Source organism: Streptomyces sp. NPDC057428 (genome assembly GCF_042803195.1).
GTDB lineage: Bacteria > Actinomycetota > Actinomycetes > Streptomycetales > Streptomycetaceae > Streptomyces.
Genome location: NZ_JBHVCT010000105.1, coordinates 1 through 18,718 on the forward strand (window position 1 = coordinate 1; position 18,718 = coordinate 18,718).

Annotated in this window: 13 protein-coding genes and 2 pseudogenes; 5 read left to right on the forward strand and 10 right to left on the reverse strand. The window is 71.7% G+C overall.

The window, feature by feature from the left end; all coding sequences use genetic code 11:
* Window positions 1-351, reverse strand: a pseudogene (locus ACFU5K_RS27735) (xylose isomerase); the annotation flags it as partial.
* Window positions 352-572: 221 nt separating this feature from the next.
* Between ACFU5K_RS27735 and xylB the strand changes: the two are divergent.
* The 5 genes from xylB to ACFU5K_RS27760 all read left to right on the forward strand — a co-directional run bounded on the left by xylB (window position 573) and on the right by ACFU5K_RS27760 (window position 8,450).
* Complete coding sequence (xylB, locus tag ACFU5K_RS27740; RefSeq protein ID WP_384066442.1) at window positions 573-2,060, forward strand: xylulokinase; 1,488 nt, start codon at window positions 573-575, stop codon at window positions 2,058-2,060.
* Between the two features lie 71 nt (window positions 2,061-2,131).
* Window positions 2,132-3,409 (forward strand): VWA domain-containing protein, encoded by a 1,278-nt coding sequence (locus ACFU5K_RS27745; RefSeq protein WP_384066444.1) that lies wholly within the window; start codon window positions 2,132-2,134, stop codon window positions 3,407-3,409.
* The gene (locus ACFU5K_RS27750; RefSeq protein ID WP_384066446.1) at window positions 3,409-4,248 is read left to right on the forward strand and encodes a hypothetical protein; all 840 of its coding nucleotides are present in this window, start codon (window positions 3,409-3,411) and stop codon (window positions 4,246-4,248) included. The genes ACFU5K_RS27745 and ACFU5K_RS27750 overlap by 1 nt, the downstream gene beginning before the upstream one ends.
* Window positions 4,249-5,142: 894 nt before the next feature.
* On the forward strand, window positions 5,143-7,032 hold the full coding sequence (locus ACFU5K_RS27755) for an ABC transporter ATP-binding protein (RefSeq protein WP_384066448.1): 1,890 nt from the start codon (window positions 5,143-5,145) through the stop codon (window positions 7,030-7,032).
* 224 nt (window positions 7,033-7,256) lie between these two features.
* A complete protein-coding gene (locus tag ACFU5K_RS27760) occupies window positions 7,257-8,450 on the forward strand; it encodes a low temperature requirement protein A (protein WP_384066450.1) in 1,194 nt (397 codons plus the stop codon).
* On the opposite strand, the gene ACFU5K_RS27765 is transcribed toward ACFU5K_RS27760, so the two are convergent.
* The 9 genes and pseudogenes from ACFU5K_RS27765 to ACFU5K_RS27805 all read right to left on the reverse strand — a co-directional run bounded on the left by ACFU5K_RS27765 (window position 8,428) and on the right by ACFU5K_RS27805 (window position 18,632).
* On the reverse strand, window positions 8,428-8,766 hold the full coding sequence (locus ACFU5K_RS27765; protein ID WP_384066452.1) for a YciI family protein: 339 nt from the start codon (window positions 8,764-8,766) through the stop codon (window positions 8,428-8,430). The genes ACFU5K_RS27760 and ACFU5K_RS27765 overlap by 23 nt on opposite strands.
* Window positions 8,767-8,958: 192 nt before the next feature.
* On the reverse strand, window positions 8,959-9,942 hold the full coding sequence (locus ACFU5K_RS27770) for an ABC transporter substrate-binding protein (protein WP_384066454.1): 984 nt from the start codon (window positions 9,940-9,942) through the stop codon (window positions 8,959-8,961).
* A gap of 1 nt (window position 9,943) precedes the next feature.
* A complete protein-coding gene (locus ACFU5K_RS27775) occupies window positions 9,944-11,926 on the reverse strand; it encodes an ABC transporter permease (protein WP_384066456.1) in 1,983 nt (660 codons plus the stop codon).
* Window positions 11,926-12,978, reverse strand: a complete 1,053-nt coding sequence (locus ACFU5K_RS27780) for a glycine betaine/L-proline ABC transporter ATP-binding protein (RefSeq protein WP_384066457.1) — start codon at window positions 12,976-12,978, stop codon at window positions 11,926-11,928. The genes ACFU5K_RS27775 and ACFU5K_RS27780 overlap by 1 nt, the downstream gene beginning before the upstream one ends.
* Window positions 12,975-14,546, reverse strand: a complete 1,572-nt coding sequence (locus ACFU5K_RS27785) for a GMC family oxidoreductase (RefSeq protein WP_384066459.1) — start codon at window positions 14,544-14,546, stop codon at window positions 12,975-12,977. Before ACFU5K_RS27785 ends, ACFU5K_RS27780 begins: the two co-directional genes overlap by 4 nt.
* A gap of 152 nt (window positions 14,547-14,698) precedes the next feature.
* A complete protein-coding gene (locus ACFU5K_RS27790; protein WP_384066460.1) occupies window positions 14,699-16,231 on the reverse strand; it encodes an aldehyde dehydrogenase family protein in 1,533 nt (510 codons plus the stop codon).
* A gap of 546 nt (window positions 16,232-16,777) precedes the next feature.
* A pseudogene (locus ACFU5K_RS27795) lies at window positions 16,778-17,270 on the reverse strand (LacI family DNA-binding transcriptional regulator); the annotation flags it as partial.
* Window positions 17,251-17,643 (reverse strand): hypothetical protein, encoded by a 393-nt coding sequence (locus ACFU5K_RS27800; protein WP_384066462.1) that lies wholly within the window; start codon window positions 17,641-17,643, stop codon window positions 17,251-17,253. The gene ACFU5K_RS27800 and the pseudogene ACFU5K_RS27795, both read right to left, overlap by 20 nt.
* Window positions 17,644-17,702: 59 nt before the next feature.
* Complete coding sequence (locus ACFU5K_RS27805; RefSeq protein ID WP_384066463.1) at window positions 17,703-18,632, reverse strand: ArsR/SmtB family transcription factor; 930 nt, start codon at window positions 18,630-18,632, stop codon at window positions 17,703-17,705.
* Window positions 18,633-18,718: the final 86 nt, after the last annotated feature.

Below are 18,718 nucleotides of genomic sequence, written 5' to 3' on the forward strand. Positions count from 1 at the left end.
GGCGAAGCGGCGCACGTCGCGGTCGTTGGAGGTGAAGCCGCCGTCCTTGAACACCGGGTGGGTGAACAGGTTGGTGGTGGCCATCGGGACCTTCAGCCCGGTGCGGTCCAGGGCGTCCTTGAACCGGCCGATCAGGCGGGCCCGCTCGCTCTCGTCGGACCCGAAGGGGATCAGGTCGTCGTCGTGGAAGGTGACACCGTGCGCGCCGAGCTCGGCCAGCCGCTCCACCGACTCGACCGGGTCCAGTGCGGGACGGGTCGGCTCACCGAACGGGTCGTTGCCCCGCCAGCCCACGGTCCAGAGACCGAAGGTGAACCTGTCCGCGGGAGTGGGAGTGAAGCGTTCCGTCATCGTCTGTCCGCCTTCGCCTGCCTGCGGTCCGGGACCGTCGTCTTCACCCGGGCCTATTTGTTCACTGACATGATTAATTATGCACACGGCGGACGGTGGACGTAACCCCCCGAACGGCGAAACGAGGGACGCCTCTGTTCCGCACGGCGTCGATCACGTAATTTGTTTGTCGCACTCCCAAAATCCGCACCACCGGAAAACCGCACGAGAAGAGGTAGGCCATGCCGCCGCGTACCGTCGTCATCGGCGTGGACAGCTCCACCCAGTCCACGAAGGCCGCTGTCACCGACACCGAGACCGGTGAGCTGCTCGCCGTCGGCCGCGCGCCGCACGTGGTCACGGGTGAGGGCGGGGCACGCGAGAGCGACCCCGAGATCTGGTGGCGCGCACTGTGCGACGCCGTGGCGGCCGGACTCAAGGAGTCGGTCATCTCCCCGTCCTGCGTCACCGGCATCGGTGTCGCCGGCCAGCAGCACGGTCTCGTGGTGCTCGACCGGTCCGGCCGCCCGCTGCGCCCCGCGCTCCTGTGGAACGACACCCGTTCCGCCCCACAGGCGGCGGCGCTCGTGGCCGAACTGGGCGGGCCCGACGCCTGGACCGCTCGCACCGGGACCGTACCCGTCGCGTCCATGACGGCAACGAAGTGGCGGTGGCTGCGCGAGAACGACCCGGCGAGCGCCGACGCGGCAGCCGGCGTCCGGCTGCCGCACGACTTCCTCACCGAACGGCTCTCGGGCACGGCCGCGACGGACCCCGGCGACGCGTCGGGCACCTGCTGGTACTCGACCGCTTCCGGGGCGTACGACCCCGAGCTCCTGGAACTCCTCGGCCTGGACGCCTCGATGCTGCCGGAGGTGGCCGAGGGCGGCGGGACCCGGATCGGCTCGCTGACCGCGTCCGCGGCGGAGTCGCTCGGCCTTCCCGTCGGGATCGCCGTCGCGGCCGGCACCGGGGACAACATGAGCGCCGCCGTCGGCCTCGGCCTGGGCGGCGCCGGCCTGCTGGACCACCCCGTCCTCAGCCTCGGCACGTCGGGAACGGTGTTCGCCGCCTCCCGGGCCCGGCCGGCCTCCACGGCCCTCTCCGGATTCGCGTCCGCCGACGGTACGTACCTCCCGCTCGCCTGCACCCTCAACTGCACCCTGGCCGTCGACAAGGTCGCCACCCTGCTCGGCCTGCACCGCGACGACGCCACGCCGGGGGGCGAGGCCGTACTCCTGCCGTACCTGGACGGCGAGCGCACGCCCGATCTGCCCACCGCGTCGGGCCTCCTCACCGGGCTCAGGCACGACACCACGCCGCAGCAGCTGCTGGGCGCCGCGTACGAGGGCGCGGCCTTCACCGTGCTGCGGGCGCTGGACGAGCTGCTGCGGGCCTGCGGGCTGGACCCGGCCGACCCCGAGGTCGCCGGCAGGCCGCTGCGGCTGATCGGCGGCGGCGCGCAGGGCCGCACCTGGGTGGAGACGGTGCGCCGGCTCTCCGGACGGCCACTGATCGTGCCCGGGGGCGGGGAACTGGTCGCCCGCGGTGCCGCGGCCCTGGCCGCGTCCGCGGCGGGCGGTGGCGACCCGGTCGCCATCGCGACCCGCTGGAACGCGAAGGCCGCCAACGCCCACGTCGAACTCCCGCCGCTGGAAAGGGACACGGAGACGTGGGAGCGCGTCGGCTCAGCGCTCGACAGGGTGGCGGGGCCACTGCTCGGCGGATAGGGAGCGGCCCCGAAATGGCGCCCGGCGGACCGGTTTTGGGGATGACTGCGGATCTTCAATAGGATCCGGCGATGATCATAAGAAAACGGCTGACGGCCGGGGTGTGCGTTCTGCTCGCCACCCTGGCCGCCGGGCTCGGCACCGCCCTCCCGGCCGCCGCCGACGAACCCCCCACCGCCGCATCGCCGAAGGTCGAGCTTGTCCTCGACGTCAGCGGGTCCATGCGCACCCGCGACATGGACGGAGAGTCCCGGATATCCGCCGCCAAGCAGGCGTTCAACGACGTCCTGGACGCGGTGCCCGAAGAGGTCGAGCTCGGCATCCGTACGCTCGGCGCCGACTACCCGGGTGACGACCGCAAGGTGGGCTGCAAGGACACCAAGCAGCTCTACCCGGTCGGTCCGCTCGACCGCACGGAGGCCAAGACCGCCGTCGCCACCCTGGCGCCGACGGGCTGGACCCCGATCGGGCCCGCCCTGCTCGGCGCAGCCGACGACCTCGAGGGCGGTGACTCCACCCGGAGGATCGTCCTGATCACCGACGGCGAGGACACCTGCGGTCCGCTCGACCCCTGCGAGGTCGCCCGCGACATCGCCGCCCGGGGGATCCACCTGGTCATCGACACGCTGGGCCTGGTGCCCAACGCCAAGATCCGTCAGCAGCTGACCTGCATCGCCGAGGCCACCGGCGGCACGTACACCGCGGTCCAGAACACCGACGAACTCTCGGGCCGGGTGACCCAGCTGGTCGACAGGGCCGCCGAGCCCGTCGTCACCCCGGTGGCGACCGAGGGCGCGGGCAGCTGTTCCGCGGCCCCCGAGCTGAAGGCCGGTCTCTACACCGACCGCCAGGAGATCGGCAAGCACCGCTGGTACCGGGTGGATGTGGCGCCGGGTCAGGAACTGCGTGCCTCCGTCAGTGTGGCCGCGGACCGCGCGGTCGCCGACGACTACGGCGTGCTCCTGCGCGCGGTGACCAGGCACGGGCGCGAGATCGTCCGGGGCTCGGAGTCCGGCACCGGACGTACGGACATGATCTCGTCCGGCCTGCGCTACCCGAAGGCCGAGGAGGACGACACGGACGAGGGCACCGCGCCCGCCCCCGAGACCGTGTGCCTCCAGCTCAGCAATTCCTTCTCCACGGCCCCGTCCGTGAAGACGACCCCCGGCATGCCCGTCGAGCTGACCATCGACCTGGTGGACGCGCCCGACGAGGCCGCCGACACGGCGGCATTCGGACTCGGCCGGGGCTGGTGGCTCCTGGGAGTCATGGTCCTGACCGGGCTGATCGCCGGTCTGCTGATCGGCTGGATCTCGCGCTGGCGCGTCGCCGTATGGAGGACCAACTGATGCGTACCACCCGTAGAAACACACTGAGGCGCGGTTGCGTGGGCGCCCTCCTCGCCGGAGTCGCGCTGCTCACCTCGGGCGGGGCCGCCGTCGCCGACGACCCGTCGGCGAGCGCGAGCCCGGCCGACGGCGAGGCCGCCGGACCGACCGAGGCCGGCACCACCTTCCGCACCGCGACAGCGATCCAGCAGGGCACGAAGGCCACGGCGGACGCGTCCACGGGTGACTACCTGTACTGGGCCTTCCCCGCCGACGCGGGCCAACGGGCCACGGTGCGGGCGAAGGTGAGCCTCCCCGAGAGCGCCACCCGGCACGGCGCGTCGACCTGGCAGGTGGACGTGTACGACGGGCTCCGCCGCCGGCAGGCCTGCATGTACGGCCACCAGACCAGGAAGGCCGCACCGGACGCGAGCACCGTCGAGCTGTCCTGTGTGCTGCGCACCGTGCGCGCGTGGTCCGAGCCGTGGGCGTCGGATCCGCTGCCCGGCACCTACTACATCCGCCTGACGGTGGTCGGCCTGGCCGAGGAGGACCTGGGGCTCCCGGTCCACGTCGAGACCGAGGCCACCTCCGCCGACCAGGGCGGCGCGCACGACGTGGACGGCACGCTCGCGAAGCCGCTCGTGCCGGGCGCGTCCTCGGCCGACCGGACGTCCGCCTCATCGGAGTCGGATACCCCGCTCGCCGGCGATCCCGAGGACGGCTGGTCCTCCGGCTGGTGGACCGACCGCTGGCTGTGGACCGTGGGCGGCGGCGTACTCGCCGCGATGGCGGCTGTGTTCGGCTACTCCCTGACCCGGGGCGGCGGCCGTCCCTCCCGGGTTCCGCCGGGCGCCTGACGGAGTGACACGCGGGCCGGGGGGCCGCGGGCACCGAGCCTGCGGCCCTCCGGCATGTGACCGCGCGTCCCGGGGCCGGTGAGGCCGGCGTCCACGGCGAGGGGGTCACCCTCCGGGGCGGCGGCGTGTACCGCTTCGCGCGTCCGCTGAGCCGAACGGATGAAGGAGCGCCTCGCGCCGAGTGGGCGGCGGACAGGCTTGCGCTATGAACGACACCGTCTTCGCGCCCGGCCCTCGCCCCGCACCATGCGGCGCGCGTACCGCAGCCGTGGCACCGATGCCCCCGGCACGGTCCGCCGCCGGCTCGGGCAGGTGCTGAGCGTGCGCCCCGCACAGCGGGCCGGCACCCTGCTCGCCGCACATCTGCTCGCCGCCCTCTACGCGGCGGCGCTGATCCCTCCGCCACCGGCCGCGCCTCCCGGGAGCGAGCCGGCCGTGCTGTCCGGCCCCGGACCCGGGACGGCCGGACCCGGGACGGCCGGACCCTGGCAGGCGACCTGGCACAGCTTCGTACGCACCCGACGACCACCCGGGCGGCACGCGGACCGGCCGCCGGTCAGGCCGGCCGTGGGTGGAGCACCCGCGTGGACCCACACGTGCCTGCGCGGCGACGAGGCCTCCTGCCCACAGTCGGCTCAGGGAACAGCCGGTCGTGACGGGACAACGGCGGTGGGTACGAGGCCCGCGGCAGATACCTCTCCCTCACGGGAGGTCGACCCGGGCGACATCGGCCCCGTACCGACACTTACGCTTCAGCCGGACCGGGACGTCATGGCGACTGTCCGGGCGCGCTGATCGCACTGCCGGGTGAAGCCGGTGCGGGACGTTTGACCTCAAGTCCGCTCGGGGTCCTAGCGTTCGGTGCGTACCGACCCACTACGGAGGCACACCCGCATGGACATGGAAGTCACCGCGTGGCATTCACTGCACAGCACGATGAACGCGCAGAAGGACCGCAGACCCCTCTCCCGCGCCACCCTGCGCCGCATCGGGGAGTTCGCCCGGCCGCACCGTGGCCGGATCAGCCGTTTCCTGCTGCTCAGTGTGGTCACCGCGCTCCTCGCGGTGGCCACACCGGTCCTGGCGGGCCGTGTCGTCAACGCGATCGTGCAGGGCAAGGAGGCGGGGACGGTCACGTGGCTCGCCCTGCTCATCGCGCTGATCGCCGTGGCGGAGGCGAGTCTCGGGCTCCTCACCCGGTGGCTGTCGGCGACCCTCGGTGAAGGGCTCATCCTCGATCTGCGCACCGCCGTCTTCGACCACGTGCAGCGGATGCCGGTCGCCTTCTTCACCCGTACCCGCACCGGCGCGCTGGTCAGCCGGCTCAACAACGACGTGATCGGAGCGCAACGGGCGTTCAGCAACACCCTGTCCGGTGTCGTCTCCAACCTCGTCACCCTGCTGCTGACGCTCGCCGTGATGCTCACGATCTCCTGGCAGATCACGCTGCTCGCCCTGGTGCTCCTGCCGCTGTTCGTCGTCCCCGCCCGCCGGATGGGTTCGCGGATGGCGGCCCTCCAGCGGGAGGCCGCCGGGCACAACGCCACCATGGGCACACAGATGACCGAGCGTTTCTCGGCGCCGGGTGCGACGCTCATCAAGCTGTTCGGACGTCCCGCCGACGAGTCCGCCGAATTCGCGGCCAGGGCGGGCCGGGTACGCGACATCGGCATCCGCACGGCGATGCTGCAGTCCACCTTCATCACGGCACTCACCCTGGTGTCGGCCCTGGCACTCGCACTGGTCTACGGGCTGGGCGGCTACTACGCGCTGCGCGGCACCCTGGAGCCCGGGGCGGTCGTCGCCCTGGCCCTGCTCCTCACCCGCCTGTACGCGCCGCTGACCTCGCTGGCCGGAGCCCGCGTCGAGGTCATGAGCGCGCTGGTCAGTTTCGAGCGGGTCTTCGAGATCCTCGACCTCCGGCCGCTGATCGCCGAGAAGCCCGGTGCCCGCAGGGTGCCGGACGGGCCGGTGTCCGTGGAGTTCGACGGGGTGTCGTTCGGATACCCCTCCGCGGACAAGGTGTCCCTCGCCTCCCTCGAAGAGGTCGCCACGCTGGATTCCGGCGACGGGGCCAGGGTGCTGCACGACATCACCTTCACCGCGGAACCGGGGAGGATGGTCGCGCTGGTCGGTTCGTCCGGGGCGGGCAAGTCGACGATCGCCCAGCTGCTCCCCCGGCTGTACGACACCGACGCCGGTGCCGTCCGGCTGAACGGCGTCGACGTACGGGATCTCACGGCCGACTCGATCCGGGAGACGCTCGGCATGGTGACCCAGGACGGGCACCTCTTCCACGAGTCCGTGCGCGCCAATCTGCTGCTCGCGCGGCCGGAGGCGGCCGAGGAGGATATCTGGGACGCGCTGCGCCGCTCCCGGCTGGACGGACTGGTCGCCTCGCTGCCCGAGGGCCTGGACACGGTGGTCGGAGAGCGCGGCTACCGGCTCTCCGGTGGTGAGCGCCAGCGCCTCACCATCGCGCGTCTGCTGCTGGCCCGGCAGCGGGTGGTGATCCTGGACGAGGCGACCGCCCACCTGGACTCCACCTCGGAGGCGGCTGTCCAGGAGGCCCTGGCCGAGGCGCTGGAGGGCCGTACGGCGGTGGTGATCGCCCACCGCCTCTCGACGGTGCGGTCCGCCGACCTGATCCTCGTCGTCGAGGACGGCCGCGTCGTCGAACGGGGCACGCACGACGAACTGCTGGCCGCCGGGGGACGGTACGAGGAACTGCACCGCACCCAGTTCGAACGTCCGGAGCCGGAGGATGTGCGACCGGTCGTCTGACCTCGGGTGGTCGGATGTGCGCCGGTCCGTCCGACCTCGGGTTCCTCGCCGTCCGGACGTGCGGGCAGGCGGCGCCGCCGGGCGGGCCTCGCAGGCCTGTCGACGTTGCCTCCGCCCGCCGCGCGCTCGTAACGTGACCGGTGGCCGCCGGGCGGGCCGACCGGGCCGATGGCCCGTGCGGCCGCCCGGGGCCGAACAACCCTCCACGCCGAAACCGGGTACGCATGAGCCAGTCACACTCCGCCGCCGACGCATGGCACCGGCCGATGGTCGCCCGCCTCTCCAGCGAGGAGCACCGCACGGCGACCGCACTCGAGTTGTTCTTCGACCTGTGCTTCGTCGCCGCCGTCGCCCAGGCTTCGGTGGCCTTCGAGCACGAACTCGCCGAGGGCCGCGTCGGTCACGGGCTCCTCGGCTACGCGATGGTGTTCTTCGCGATCTGGTGGGCGTGGATGAACTTCACCTGGTTCGCGTCCGCTTACGACACCGACGACGTGCCGTACCGGCTGCTGACCCTCGTCCAGATCACGGGTGCGCTCGTTCTGGCGGCGGGCGTCTCGCAGGCCCTGGAACACGAGGACTTCGCCGTCATCACCTGGGGCTACGTCGTCATGCGGCTGGCCATGGTCACCCAGTGGCTGCGTGCGGCGCACTCCGACCCCGAACGCCGGCGCAGCTGCCTGCGCTACGCGGTCGGCATTCTGGTCGTGCAGATCGGCTGGGTCGCCCGGCTCGCGCTGCCCGACGACTGGGGGCTCCCCCTCTTCGGCGTCCTGGTCGTGGCCGAACTCGCCGTCCCCGTCTGGGCCGAGAGCATCGCCGCCACCACCTGGCACCCCCACCACATCGCGGAGCGGTACGGCCTCTTCACGCTGATCGTCCTCGGCGAGACCATCACCGCGGCGACCGTCGCCGTCCGCACCGCCCTCGACGACGAGACGGCGATCGGCGACATCGCGACCCTGGTCGTCGGAGGCGTGCTGACGGTGTTCTCCCTCTGGTGGCTCTACTTCGCGCAGAACGCCCCCCGCCGGCTCAACGGACTCAGGTCCGCGCTCCTCTGGGGCTACGGTCACTATCTCGTCTTCGCCTCGGCCGCGGCCGTCGGCGCGGGCCTGGCGCTGAACGTCGCGCACTCGACCGGTCACGGCCACCTGTCCGACCGTGCGGCCGCGGCGACGTTCACCATCCCGGTGGCCGTCTTCGTCATGCTGGTGTGGCTGCTGCATCACCGGGCGTCGGAGATCCGCAGCCGCACCGACCTCGTCCACCCGCTCGCCGTCCTCGCCGTCCTCGCCTCGACCTTCACCCCGGTGCCCGTGCTGGTGACCGGCATCCTCGCCGCGGCGCTCGTAGCGGCGACCCTTGTCATCGCGGCGCGCGGCCGGTCCTCCGTCAAGCGGCCGGGTCGGGCATGATCTCCCGGACCTCCTGCGCGCAGCGGCACGCGGCAGCGATCCTGGCGGCCCATTCCAGCGCGTCCTCACGTGTGGGGACATCGATGACCGAGAATCCGCCGAGCACCGCCTTGGTCTCCGGGTACGGGCCGTCGGCGACGGTCCCGTCGGTGGCCACGACGCTCGCCCGCTGCCTTTCCAGTCCGCCGCCGAAGACCCACACACCGGCGTCCCGGGCCGCGCGCACCACGGCGTGCGAGGCCTCTGCCACCTCGGCCAACTCCGCCTCGGGGAAGGTCATCGCGCCGTCGTCGAACGAGATCAGGTACCGCGTCATCCTTGGCTCCCTCGGCCGTCTGCCTCCCTGAGCGCCTCTCACCCTACGACGAACCCCTCCCTCGCGGGCCCGACGCTCCCCCGGCTTCCGGAACACCGGTCCCGCAAGAGGGTTGCCCCCGGAACGCGGTCGGCCGCCGCGGCAGGTGCCGCGGCGGCTGACTGCGAGCCGGGGAAGGTTACCGGGCTCACCTCACCGGGCGAGCCACTTCTTCCAGACGTCCGGGTGCTCCTGGATCCAGCGGCCGGCCGCCTCGTCGGGCGACAGTCGCTCGGAGGCGATCAGTTCCGAGACCTCGTTCTGGTCCTTCTCGGACCACTTGAACTTCTTCAGGAAGGCTGCCGCGTCCCCGCCGCGCTTGGAGAAGCCCGCGTTCAGGTACTTCTGCAGCGGAGTCTTGGGGTAGGCGCAGTCGATGTCCTCCGGGGCCTTCGCCGCGCACGCGTCGGAGTACTCCGGCAGTTTCACCTCGACCATCGGCACCTCGTTGAACAGCCACTGCGGCTGGTACCAGTAGCTCAGGAAGGGCTTCTTCTCCTTGGCGAACTGCTGCATCTGGGTGATCTGCGCGGCCTCGGATCCGGCGAAGACGACCTTGTAGTCGAGGCCGAGGTTCTTCACCAGCGCCTTGTCGTTGGTGACGTAGGACGGCGAACCGTCCATCAGCTGGCCCTTGTCGCCGCTCTCCGGGGTGCGCAGCTCGTCCGCGTACTTGTCGAGGTTCTTCCAGTTCGTGACGTCCGGGTGCTCGTCCGCCCAGTACTTGGGCACGTACCAGCCGATGTGCCCGGTGACGCCGAGATCGCCACCGGGCACGATGGTCTTCTTGTCCTTGACGTACAGCTTCTCCTGGTCCGGGTGGCCCCAGTCCTCCAGGATGGCGTCGACGCGGCCCTGGCTGAGCGCGTCCCAGGCGGGTACCTCGTCGGTCTGCACGAGGTCGACGCGGTAGCCCAGCTCGTCCTGGAGGATCTTCTGCGCCACGGCCACGTTGGCCTGCGCACCGACCCAGGACTGGACGGACAGCGTGACGGTCTTGATGTCGGCGGGGGCCGCGAAGGGGCTCGCCTGCTTGGTCATGTCCGCCGCGCCGCAGCCGGTGACAGCCAGCAGGGCTGCCGCGGAGGCGAGGATCGCGGACGTACGGAGACGGGCGCGGGTACGGGTGCGAGCCATGTCAGCTCTCCTTCCGCTGGCGGCGGGCGGTGGGCTGGGTGACCCGGTCCAGCATCAGTCCGAGGCAGACGATGGCGGCGCCTGCGACGAGACCGGTGGCCAGGTCGCCCTGTGCCAGGCCGAACACGACGTCGTAGCCCAGCGCGCCGGAGCCGACGAGTCCGCCGATGATGACGACGGCGAGGACCAGCACGACGCCCTGGTTCACGGCGAGCAGCAACGCGGGCCTGGCCAGAGGGATCTGGACCTGGCGCAGTTGCTGGCCGCTGGTGGCGCCGAGCGAGCGGGCACACTCCATCGCGGCGGGGTCGACGCCTCGCAGCCCCTGGGTGGTGATGCGGACGACGGCGGGCAGCGCGTAGACGACCGCGGCCGCCGCGGCGGGGGCGCGGCCGACACCGAAGAGGGCGACCACCGGGATGAGGTAGACGAACTGCGGCATCGTCTGGAAGACGTCCAGGACGGGCCGCAGCAGCCGTTCGAATCGCCTGCTGCGTGCGGCGCCGACGGCGATGGCGAAGCCCAGGACCAGGGTGACCGCGACGGCGGCGATGACCTGGCTGAGCGTGTCCATCGACTGGTCCCACACACCGAGGACTCCGATGGCGGCCATGGCCAGCACGGCGGTGAGCGCCGTGCGCCAGGTGCCGATCGTCCAGGCGAGGGCGGCGACGATCAGGAGTACGGACCACCAGGGCAGCCCCTGCAGCCCGCTGCGCAGCGGGTTGAGGATCCAGCTGGTGAAGTGCGCGGCCCAGTCGGCGGTTCCGCCGATGACGGGGACGCCGGTGTAGAGGTGGTCGACCATCCAGTCCTTGGCCGTGTTGACCGGTCCCGCGATGGTGACGATGCCGCCCTCGGGCCAGAGACGGCCCCCGGTGAAGCGGCCTGCCACGGCCACGACGGCGGCGATCAGGGCGGCGATCCCCCAGCCGCGCGCTCCTCGCAGGGCGGCGGGGCCGCTGGGCTCCGTGCCGATCCTCCGGCCGGCCGCCTCGGTCGTGCGGTCCAGCACGACGGCCAGCAGCACGATGGGTATGCCGGCGGCGAGCGCCGCGCCGACGTCGACGGAGGACAGCGCCTGGTAGACGCGGTCACCGAGACCGCCGGCGCCGATGACGGAGGCGATGACTGCCATGGAGAGCGCCATCATGATGGTCTGGTTGAGCCCCAGGAGCAGTTCCTTGCGGGCCAGCGGCAGCCGGGCGGTCAGCAGGCGCTGACGGCCGGTCGCGCCGAGCGAGGCGACGGCCTCCATGACACCGGCGTCGGCACCGCGCAGTCCGAGCGCGGTGAGCCGGGCCATCGGCGGAGCCGCGTAGACCACGGTGGCGAGGACCGCGCCGGGCACGCCGATGCCGAAGATCAGCACGACGGGCAGCAGATAGGCGAAGGCGGGCAGCACCTGCATGGTGTCCAGCACGGGGCGCAGGACGCGGAACGTACGGTCCGAGAGCCCGCCCGCGAGTCCGAGAAGCAGGCCCAGCACCACGGAAGCGAGCACCGCGACGCTCATCAGGGCCAGGGTCTGCATGGTCGGCACCCACATGCCGAGCACTCCGCAGACGAGGAAGGACACGCCGGCGGTCAGCGCCAGGCGCCAACCGGCCACCCGCCACGCGACGAGTGCGGCGACCGCGGTGACGCCCGCCCAGCCGAGGGCGAGCAGCGCGAGGTAGACACCCCGCACCGACAGGACGACGGCGTTGCTGATATGGCCGAAGAAGTAGAGGAACAGCGGGTGGCTGTCCCGGTTGCCGATGATCCAGTCGTTGACCTCTCCGAGGGGGCCGGTCAGGTCCACGGTGAGGGCCGAGGGCCAGACGCCGCCGCCCCACCGGGCTTGCACGAGGGGGACCGCGACGGCGGCGACCGCCAGCAGCAGGAGGATCTTGCCGAGGGCCGGCCGGCCGCGCAGGGCGGCGAGCGGGCCGGTGCCCGGGGGGCCGGCGGCGGTGCGTGTGGTCGCTTGTGCGGTGGCCATCAGACGGTCACCTCACGGGCTCCCGTGCCCGCGACGACGTCGAGCAGGCAGGCGTGGTCGACCACTCCGAGCAGCCTGCCGTCCTCCATCACCCGGGCGACGGAGCCGCCCGAGCGGGAGACGGCCTCGATGGCCTCGGAGACGGTGGCCCCCGGCCGGACGACCGGGCCGCCGTCGGCGTCCCCGGCGGCCGGCGGGCGCATGGCGGAGGCGACGGTGAGGACCTGCTCGCGCGGCACGTCGCGGACGAACTCGCGCACGTAGTCGTCGGCGGGCGAGCCGACGATCTCCTCGGGGGTCCCGAGCTGGACGATGCCGCCGTCACGCATCAGCGCGATGCGGGTGCCGAGGCGGAGCGCCTCGCTGAGGTCATGGGTGATGAAGACCATGGTGCGGCCCTCCTCGCGGTGCAGCCGGACGACCTCGTCCTGCATCTCGCGGCGGATGAGCGGGTCGAGGGCGCTGAAGGGCTCGTCGAAGAGGAGCACGGACGGGTCGACGGCGAGCGCGCGGGCGAGTCCGACACGCTGCTGCTGGCCGCCGGACAGCTGGGCCGGGCGGCGGTCCTCGAGCCCGGCGAGGCCGACCTTCTCCACGAGTTCGGCCGCCTTGGCACGCCGCTCGGACTTGCCGAGGCCCTGGATCTCCAGGCCGTAGGCGACGTTGTCGAGGACGGTGCGGTGCGGCAGGAGCCCGAAGTGCTGGAACACCATCGCGGCGCGGTGGCGGCGCAGTTCACGCAGCCGGGTGGTGTCCATCGCGAGGACGTCCTCGCCGTCGATGGCGAGGGTGCCGCTGGTGGGCTCGATGAGCCGGGTCAGACAGCGCACGAGCGTCGACTTGCCGGATCCCGACAGGCCCATGACGACGAAGACCTCGCCTTTGTGCACGTCGAAGGAGACGTCGCGCACCGCGGCGGTGCAGCCGGTGCGCTCGCGCAGTTCGGCGGGCGGCAGGGCCGCGTACTCGCTGCCGGGTATGCGGTCGGCCTTGGGGCCGAAGACCTTCCAGAGGTTCTTGACGCTGAACACAGGGGTACTGGCTTCGTTCATCGGACATCGCCTCCGGTGGTCGGGGTCGCTCGGAGCAGTTCGGCGCACTTCTCGCCCACCATCAGCACGCCGATCATGGGGTTCACCGCGGGCATGGTCGGGAAGACGGACGCGTCGGCGATCCGGATGCCCTCCAGACCCTGGATCCGCAACTGCGGGTCGACGACCGCCGTGGGGTCGCCCACGGCTCCCATGCGGCAGGTGCCGGCGGGGTGGTAGACGGTGTGCGCGACCTTGCGGGCGTACTCGCTGATGTCCTCGTCGGACGTGACCTCGGGCCCCGGGCACACCTCGCGCCTGAGCCATTGGGCGAGCGGCTCGGTCTTCGCAATCTCGCGGGCGAGCTTGATCCCGTCGACCAGGGTGCGCCCGTCGTAGTCGTCCTCGTCGGTGAAGTAGCGGAAGTCCAGGGCGGGCTTGACCTCGGGGTCGGCGCTCGTGAGGTACAGGCGGCCACGGCTGCGCGGCTTGGGGATGTTCGGGGTCATCGACACACCGTGCTCGGGCTTCTCGTAGCCGAGGCGCTCCGGGTTGTCGGTGAAGGGGATCTGGTAGAAGTGGAACATCAGGTCGGGGCCCCGTGATCCGAGGTCGCGCCGGACGAAGAGGCCCGCGTCGGAGTCCATCGCGGAGTTCTCCGGAATGGGGCCGTCGGTCTCCCACACGATGACCGACTCAGGGTGGTCGAGCAGGTTCTCGCCGACGCCCGGCGCGTCGTGGACCACGGGGATGCCGAGCCCGGCCAGGTCCTTCGCCGGACCGACGCCGGAGTGCATGAGCAGCCGGGGCGTGTCGACCGCACCCGCGCAGACGATGACCTCACGCGTGGCGCGCAGCAGGTGCTCCTCGCCGTCCTTGGTGCGTACCCGCACACCGGTGGCGCGGTTGCCCTCGAACTCCAGCCGGTACGCCCATGTCTCCAGCAGGATCGAGAGGTTGGGGCGGTCACCGGCCTCGATGTGCGGGTGGAGGTAGGCGACGGATGCCGAGGAGCGCTTGTTGTTCTCCGGGTGGTACGCCAGGTCGAAGAAGCCCGCACCCTCGTGGAACGGCTTGCGGTTGAAGCCCTCCACCCGCGGGACGCCGGCCGCCGCCCGGGCGGCGTCGACGAAGTCGCGGGCGATGGCGTTCCGGTCCTTCTCGTCCACGGGCACGATGTTGTTGCGCAGACGGGCGAAGTAGGGGTCCATGGACGCCGCGTCCCAGCCCTCGGCCCCGGCCTCGGCCCACTCGTCCCAGTCACCGGGCAGCGGCTTGAAGCTGATCAGGGTGTTGTGCGAGGAGCAGCCTCCCAGCACCCGGGCCCTGCTGTGCCGGATGTGGGAGTTGCCGCGTGGCTGCTCCGTGGTGGGGTAGTCGTAGTCGAGGTCGCCACCGAGCAGGCCGAGCCAGCGGCGGAGCGTGAGGACGTCCTCGCGGTCGATGTCCGTCGGCCCGCCCTCGATCACGGTGACGGTGACGCCGGGGTCCTCGGTGAGACGGGAGGCGATGACCGATCCTGCGGTACCTCCTCCGACGATCAGGTAGTCGACGGGTTCGGGGCGTGCGGTGCTGGGGGACGGGGGCATCGGTTGCTCCTTCTGCAAGGTGCTGGCTTGTGCGCGGTGCCGGCTTGTGCGCGGATCTGCGAACAGCCGCGCGGGTGGGAGGAGATGCGATCAGCCGGAGGGCCGGCCGGGTTCGGCCGGGCGTGCGAGTCGCGTCGAGCGGGGCGTTGCCGTCAGCCGGCGAACCAGCGCTGCGGGCGCGGGTTGAGGTTCTGGTAGATGTGCTTGGCCTCGCGGTACTCCGCGAGGCCGGTGGGGCCAAGCTCACGGCCCGTGCCGGACTTGCCGAAGCCGCCCCACTCGGCCTGCGGGAGGTAGGGGTGGTAGTCGTTGATCCAGACGGTGCCGTGCCGCAACCGGCCGGCGACGCGCCGGGCGCGGCCGGCGTCGGTGGTCCATACCGCGCCGGCCAGTCCGTAGTCCGTGTCGTTGGCCAGCGTGATGGCCTCTTCCTCGGTACGGAAGGTCTCGACGGTGAGGATCGGGCCGAAGGTCTCCTCGCGGACCACCTTCATCTCCCGGTGGCAGCCGTCCAGGACGGTCGGCCGGTAGAAGTAGCCGTCGGCGGGCCGGACGTCCGAGGGTTCGGGGCGCGCTCCGCCGGAGCGGACGACCGCACCTTCCTCACGGGCGGACGCCACGTAGGCCTCCACCTTGGCGAGCTGCTGCGCCGAGACCAGCGGACCGCATTCGACGCCTTCCGCGGTACCCCGGCCGAGCCGTATCGCGTCGGCGCGACGGGCGAGCTCGGTGACGAAACGCTCCCGGACGGACTCCTCGACGATGAGCCGGGCACCGGCGGAGCAGACCTGGCCGCTGTGGAAGAACGCGGCGTTCAGTGCCTGGTCCACGGCGGTGTCGAAGCCGTCCTCGGTGGCGCACGCGTCGGCGAAGACGACGTTGGGGTTCTTGCCGCCCAGCTCCAGGGCGACCTTCTTGACCGTCGGCGCGGCGGCCTGGGCCACCTTCGTGCCACTGGCGAGACCGCCGGTGAAGGAGACCATGTCCACGTCCGGGTGCTCGGACAGCCTGGCGCCGACCGGGTCGCCCGCGCCGGTGACGAGGTTGGCCGCCCCGTCGGGGAGTCCGGCCTCCGCGAGCAGCCGGATCAGGTGGACGGTGGAGAGCGGGGTGACCTCGCTCGGCTTGAGCACGAAGGTATTGCCGGCGGCGAGGGCCGGGGCGATCTTCCAGCTGGCCTGGAGCAGGGGGTAGTTCCAGGGGGCGATCAGGGCGCAGACGCCGACCGGCTCGTGCACGACGATGCTGTGCACGTCAGGGTCGCCGGCGTCGACGACCCTGCCGCCGCTCTCGTTCATGACGAGGTCGGCGAAGTAGCGGAAGGCGTTGGTCACGTCGTCGACGTCGACGCGGCCCTCCTCCAGAGTCTTTCCGGTGTCACGGCTCTCGATGATCGCGATCTCCTCGCGGTCCCGCTGGAGGAGACCTGCGACGCGGCGCAGGAGTCCGGCCCGCTCGGCCACCGGCCTGTGGGGCCAGGGGCCGTCGTCGAAGGCACGGCGCGCGGCGGCGACCGCGGCGTCGGTGTCCTCTGCGCCTCCCTCGGAGACGCGGGCCAGGACGGTGGCGTCGGCGGGGTCCAGGATCTCGCGCGTGGCACCTGAGACGGCACCGCGCCAGGTGCCGTCGATGTGGATGGTCTCCAGTACCGCCGCCGGACTGGCCGACGAGAGGTGAGCCGACATGTAGCGATCTGCCTTCCGTGCCTGGGTTGCTCCGCACCGGTCCGGCCGAGCACTGTTCCGCGCCGGGGACCGGGATGAGGGCACACCAGCGGCCCGGACACCTCCCCGGTCCGGCGGAATGTATGCCGAGAAATTCACAACGGGTGATGTGACTCACTGCTGACGCCCCGATCGGCGAGGGGACGCGAGCCGCCCATGTTGGGGTCAGCGGCGGGTGGACACGGCCCCGAAGCGGGCGGCCCGCCGAGGGATGACCGGCTTGGCGACGGGCTGCGGCCGCCGCGCGCGTACGGGGGCTCTCTGCGCGCGTGGGCAAGGCGGGCCGCGCGCGTACGCAAGGCGACTCCCGTGCGTACGCACGGGAACACTCTCCGTAAAGGCCGGGCGGCCGCCCTCGCACGAGCCCCACCGTGGGCATGCCGGCCCCGGAGTCACGCCACGGTTACCGCGCCGGCCGCTTCCCCGCCCGGTCTCGTACCGCGCGCAGGACCAGCGACTGGTGAACCGCTCGCCGGTGAGCTGCCCGGTCCAGCTGCCTCCGGGCACGGCCTGCCTGGCCACCTGCCCGGGGCAGATCGCCACGACCGAGACGTCCTCCGGAACCGCCCGCCCTTGCTGCCGAAGGAGATCGAGCAGGGGCTCGACGGCGGCCTCGTTCTGGACGATGAAGCCGGTCGTGTCCGGCCGCTCGTCGAAGATCCGCGCGAGCGTGCCGGGCGTAGCCGCCCTCGCAGGGCCGGTACAGGATGCGGGTGCCCGTCTCCTGTTCCTTGGCCCGGATTATTGTCCGCAGCGCGCTCGGCGCTACATGTCCGTTCGCAGCGGCACCCTCAGCGCGACGATGTTGGACGGCGCCGGGGTGGCAGCCCAACTGCTGGATGCTGTCCTCCACGCGCTCCCGGGTGAGAGCGGAGATCGACCGCTTCCCGCTGAGGACGTAGCTCACCGTGCTCGCCGAGACTCCGGCGTGCTGGGCGACCTCGGCAAGCGGTTCTCCAGCAGCTCCCCGATCCGGTCGGTCAGGAGTACACGCTGACACTGCTCCGCTCCACACGGACCTCGACCCACGTTCCATCGACAGCATCCGGTGGCGGCGGATCGGCGAGGTCGAACAGGATTTGGCTGCCAGCTACTTCCAGCACGGCTCCGACATCGCCCGTCAGGCCAAGCCGCCCCCGAAAGACGATCCGACAGCCTTCCTCCTCACCCACTGCGGGTGAGAATGAAGTGGTTGGACGGGTGTTGCCGCCCCAGACCACGTCCTCTTCAACAGTCCACTCCACACGATGCTCGCGGTCCGGCCCCGTCGGATCGCCGCACCAGAACGCAGCAGCGACACCCACCTCCGCGCGCACCCGAACCGTCGCGGGCCCGTCGGCGACCTGCCCCACCGCTTCCACTTGGACCAACACCCCGCAATCATGAACGGCAGCACTGCATTGTCAAACACCCCTACCAGGGCAAAGAATCTTTAACGGTTCCTGGTCAGTCTGGATCCTTCAGCGGTGCGGCGGTACAGCACCGCACGGCCGGCCCGTGTGCGGGAGACCAGGCCCGCCCGGTGCAGTATGCCGAGGTGGTACGAGACCGTCGCAGTGCTCAGGAAGTGACGTGCCGCGAGCTGGGCGGTGGAGGCCGGGTGTACCAGGGCGCTGAGGAGTGCGGCGCGGGTGGGACCGAGGAGCTGGGCCATCTCGGACGACGGGTTCTCCGGGGCGATGACGTTGGTGTGGGCGCCGGTGTTGCCGCGTACGGGATAGATGAGCATGGGGGGCCGGGTCACGCCTTGTGTGGCATCTATGGCCGCGGCCGCCCGGGGTGCGACGATCGATGGCGTCACGACGATCTGGGGTACCCGGAGCGCGATGCGGAACCGGCTCTGGACGCGCAGGGTGCCGTCGGCCCACTCGATGTCGTGGTGCAGCGAGTCGAAGAGCTTTGCTGCTCCGTGCCCGGCCAGCACGCCGGCGCATCGACCGATCTCCGCGGCCAGGGCGGTCTTGGCGGCCTCCCAATGCGGGGCGAAGGCTAGTTCCCAGTAGTGCCGCAGCTCCTGTGCGGCTTGTCGGGCCACGTGCGCGCCGCCGTGTGCCATTGCCCGCTGCACCCCCGCGGGGATTTCGCGGCCGGTGAGTCCGCTGCGTGGCCGCCCTTCGCGTAATGCCGCTAGTTCGCTCAGGACGCGGTCGGGCGGGGTGGAACGGACCTGCTCCAGTTCCTCCTCGACAGTGGGGAAGGGGCGCGATGGATAGGGATTGAGGAAGTCAGGTACATATCCGGATTCCTGAAGCGCCAGCTCGGAGAGCAGCGGCAGGTGAGCCCGGCGCAGCACGCCTCGTGCGCGGGCGACCCACGGATCGGCGGCAGAGCCAGGGTGCAGTCCCCACGGCAGCGTAAGCATTCAGAAGGTCGTGGTCTGGGTCACTGTCTGACGATGTGACAGGTGGTGGGCGGGTGCGGCAGGATCCGTGCTCGTGTCGTCCGCCT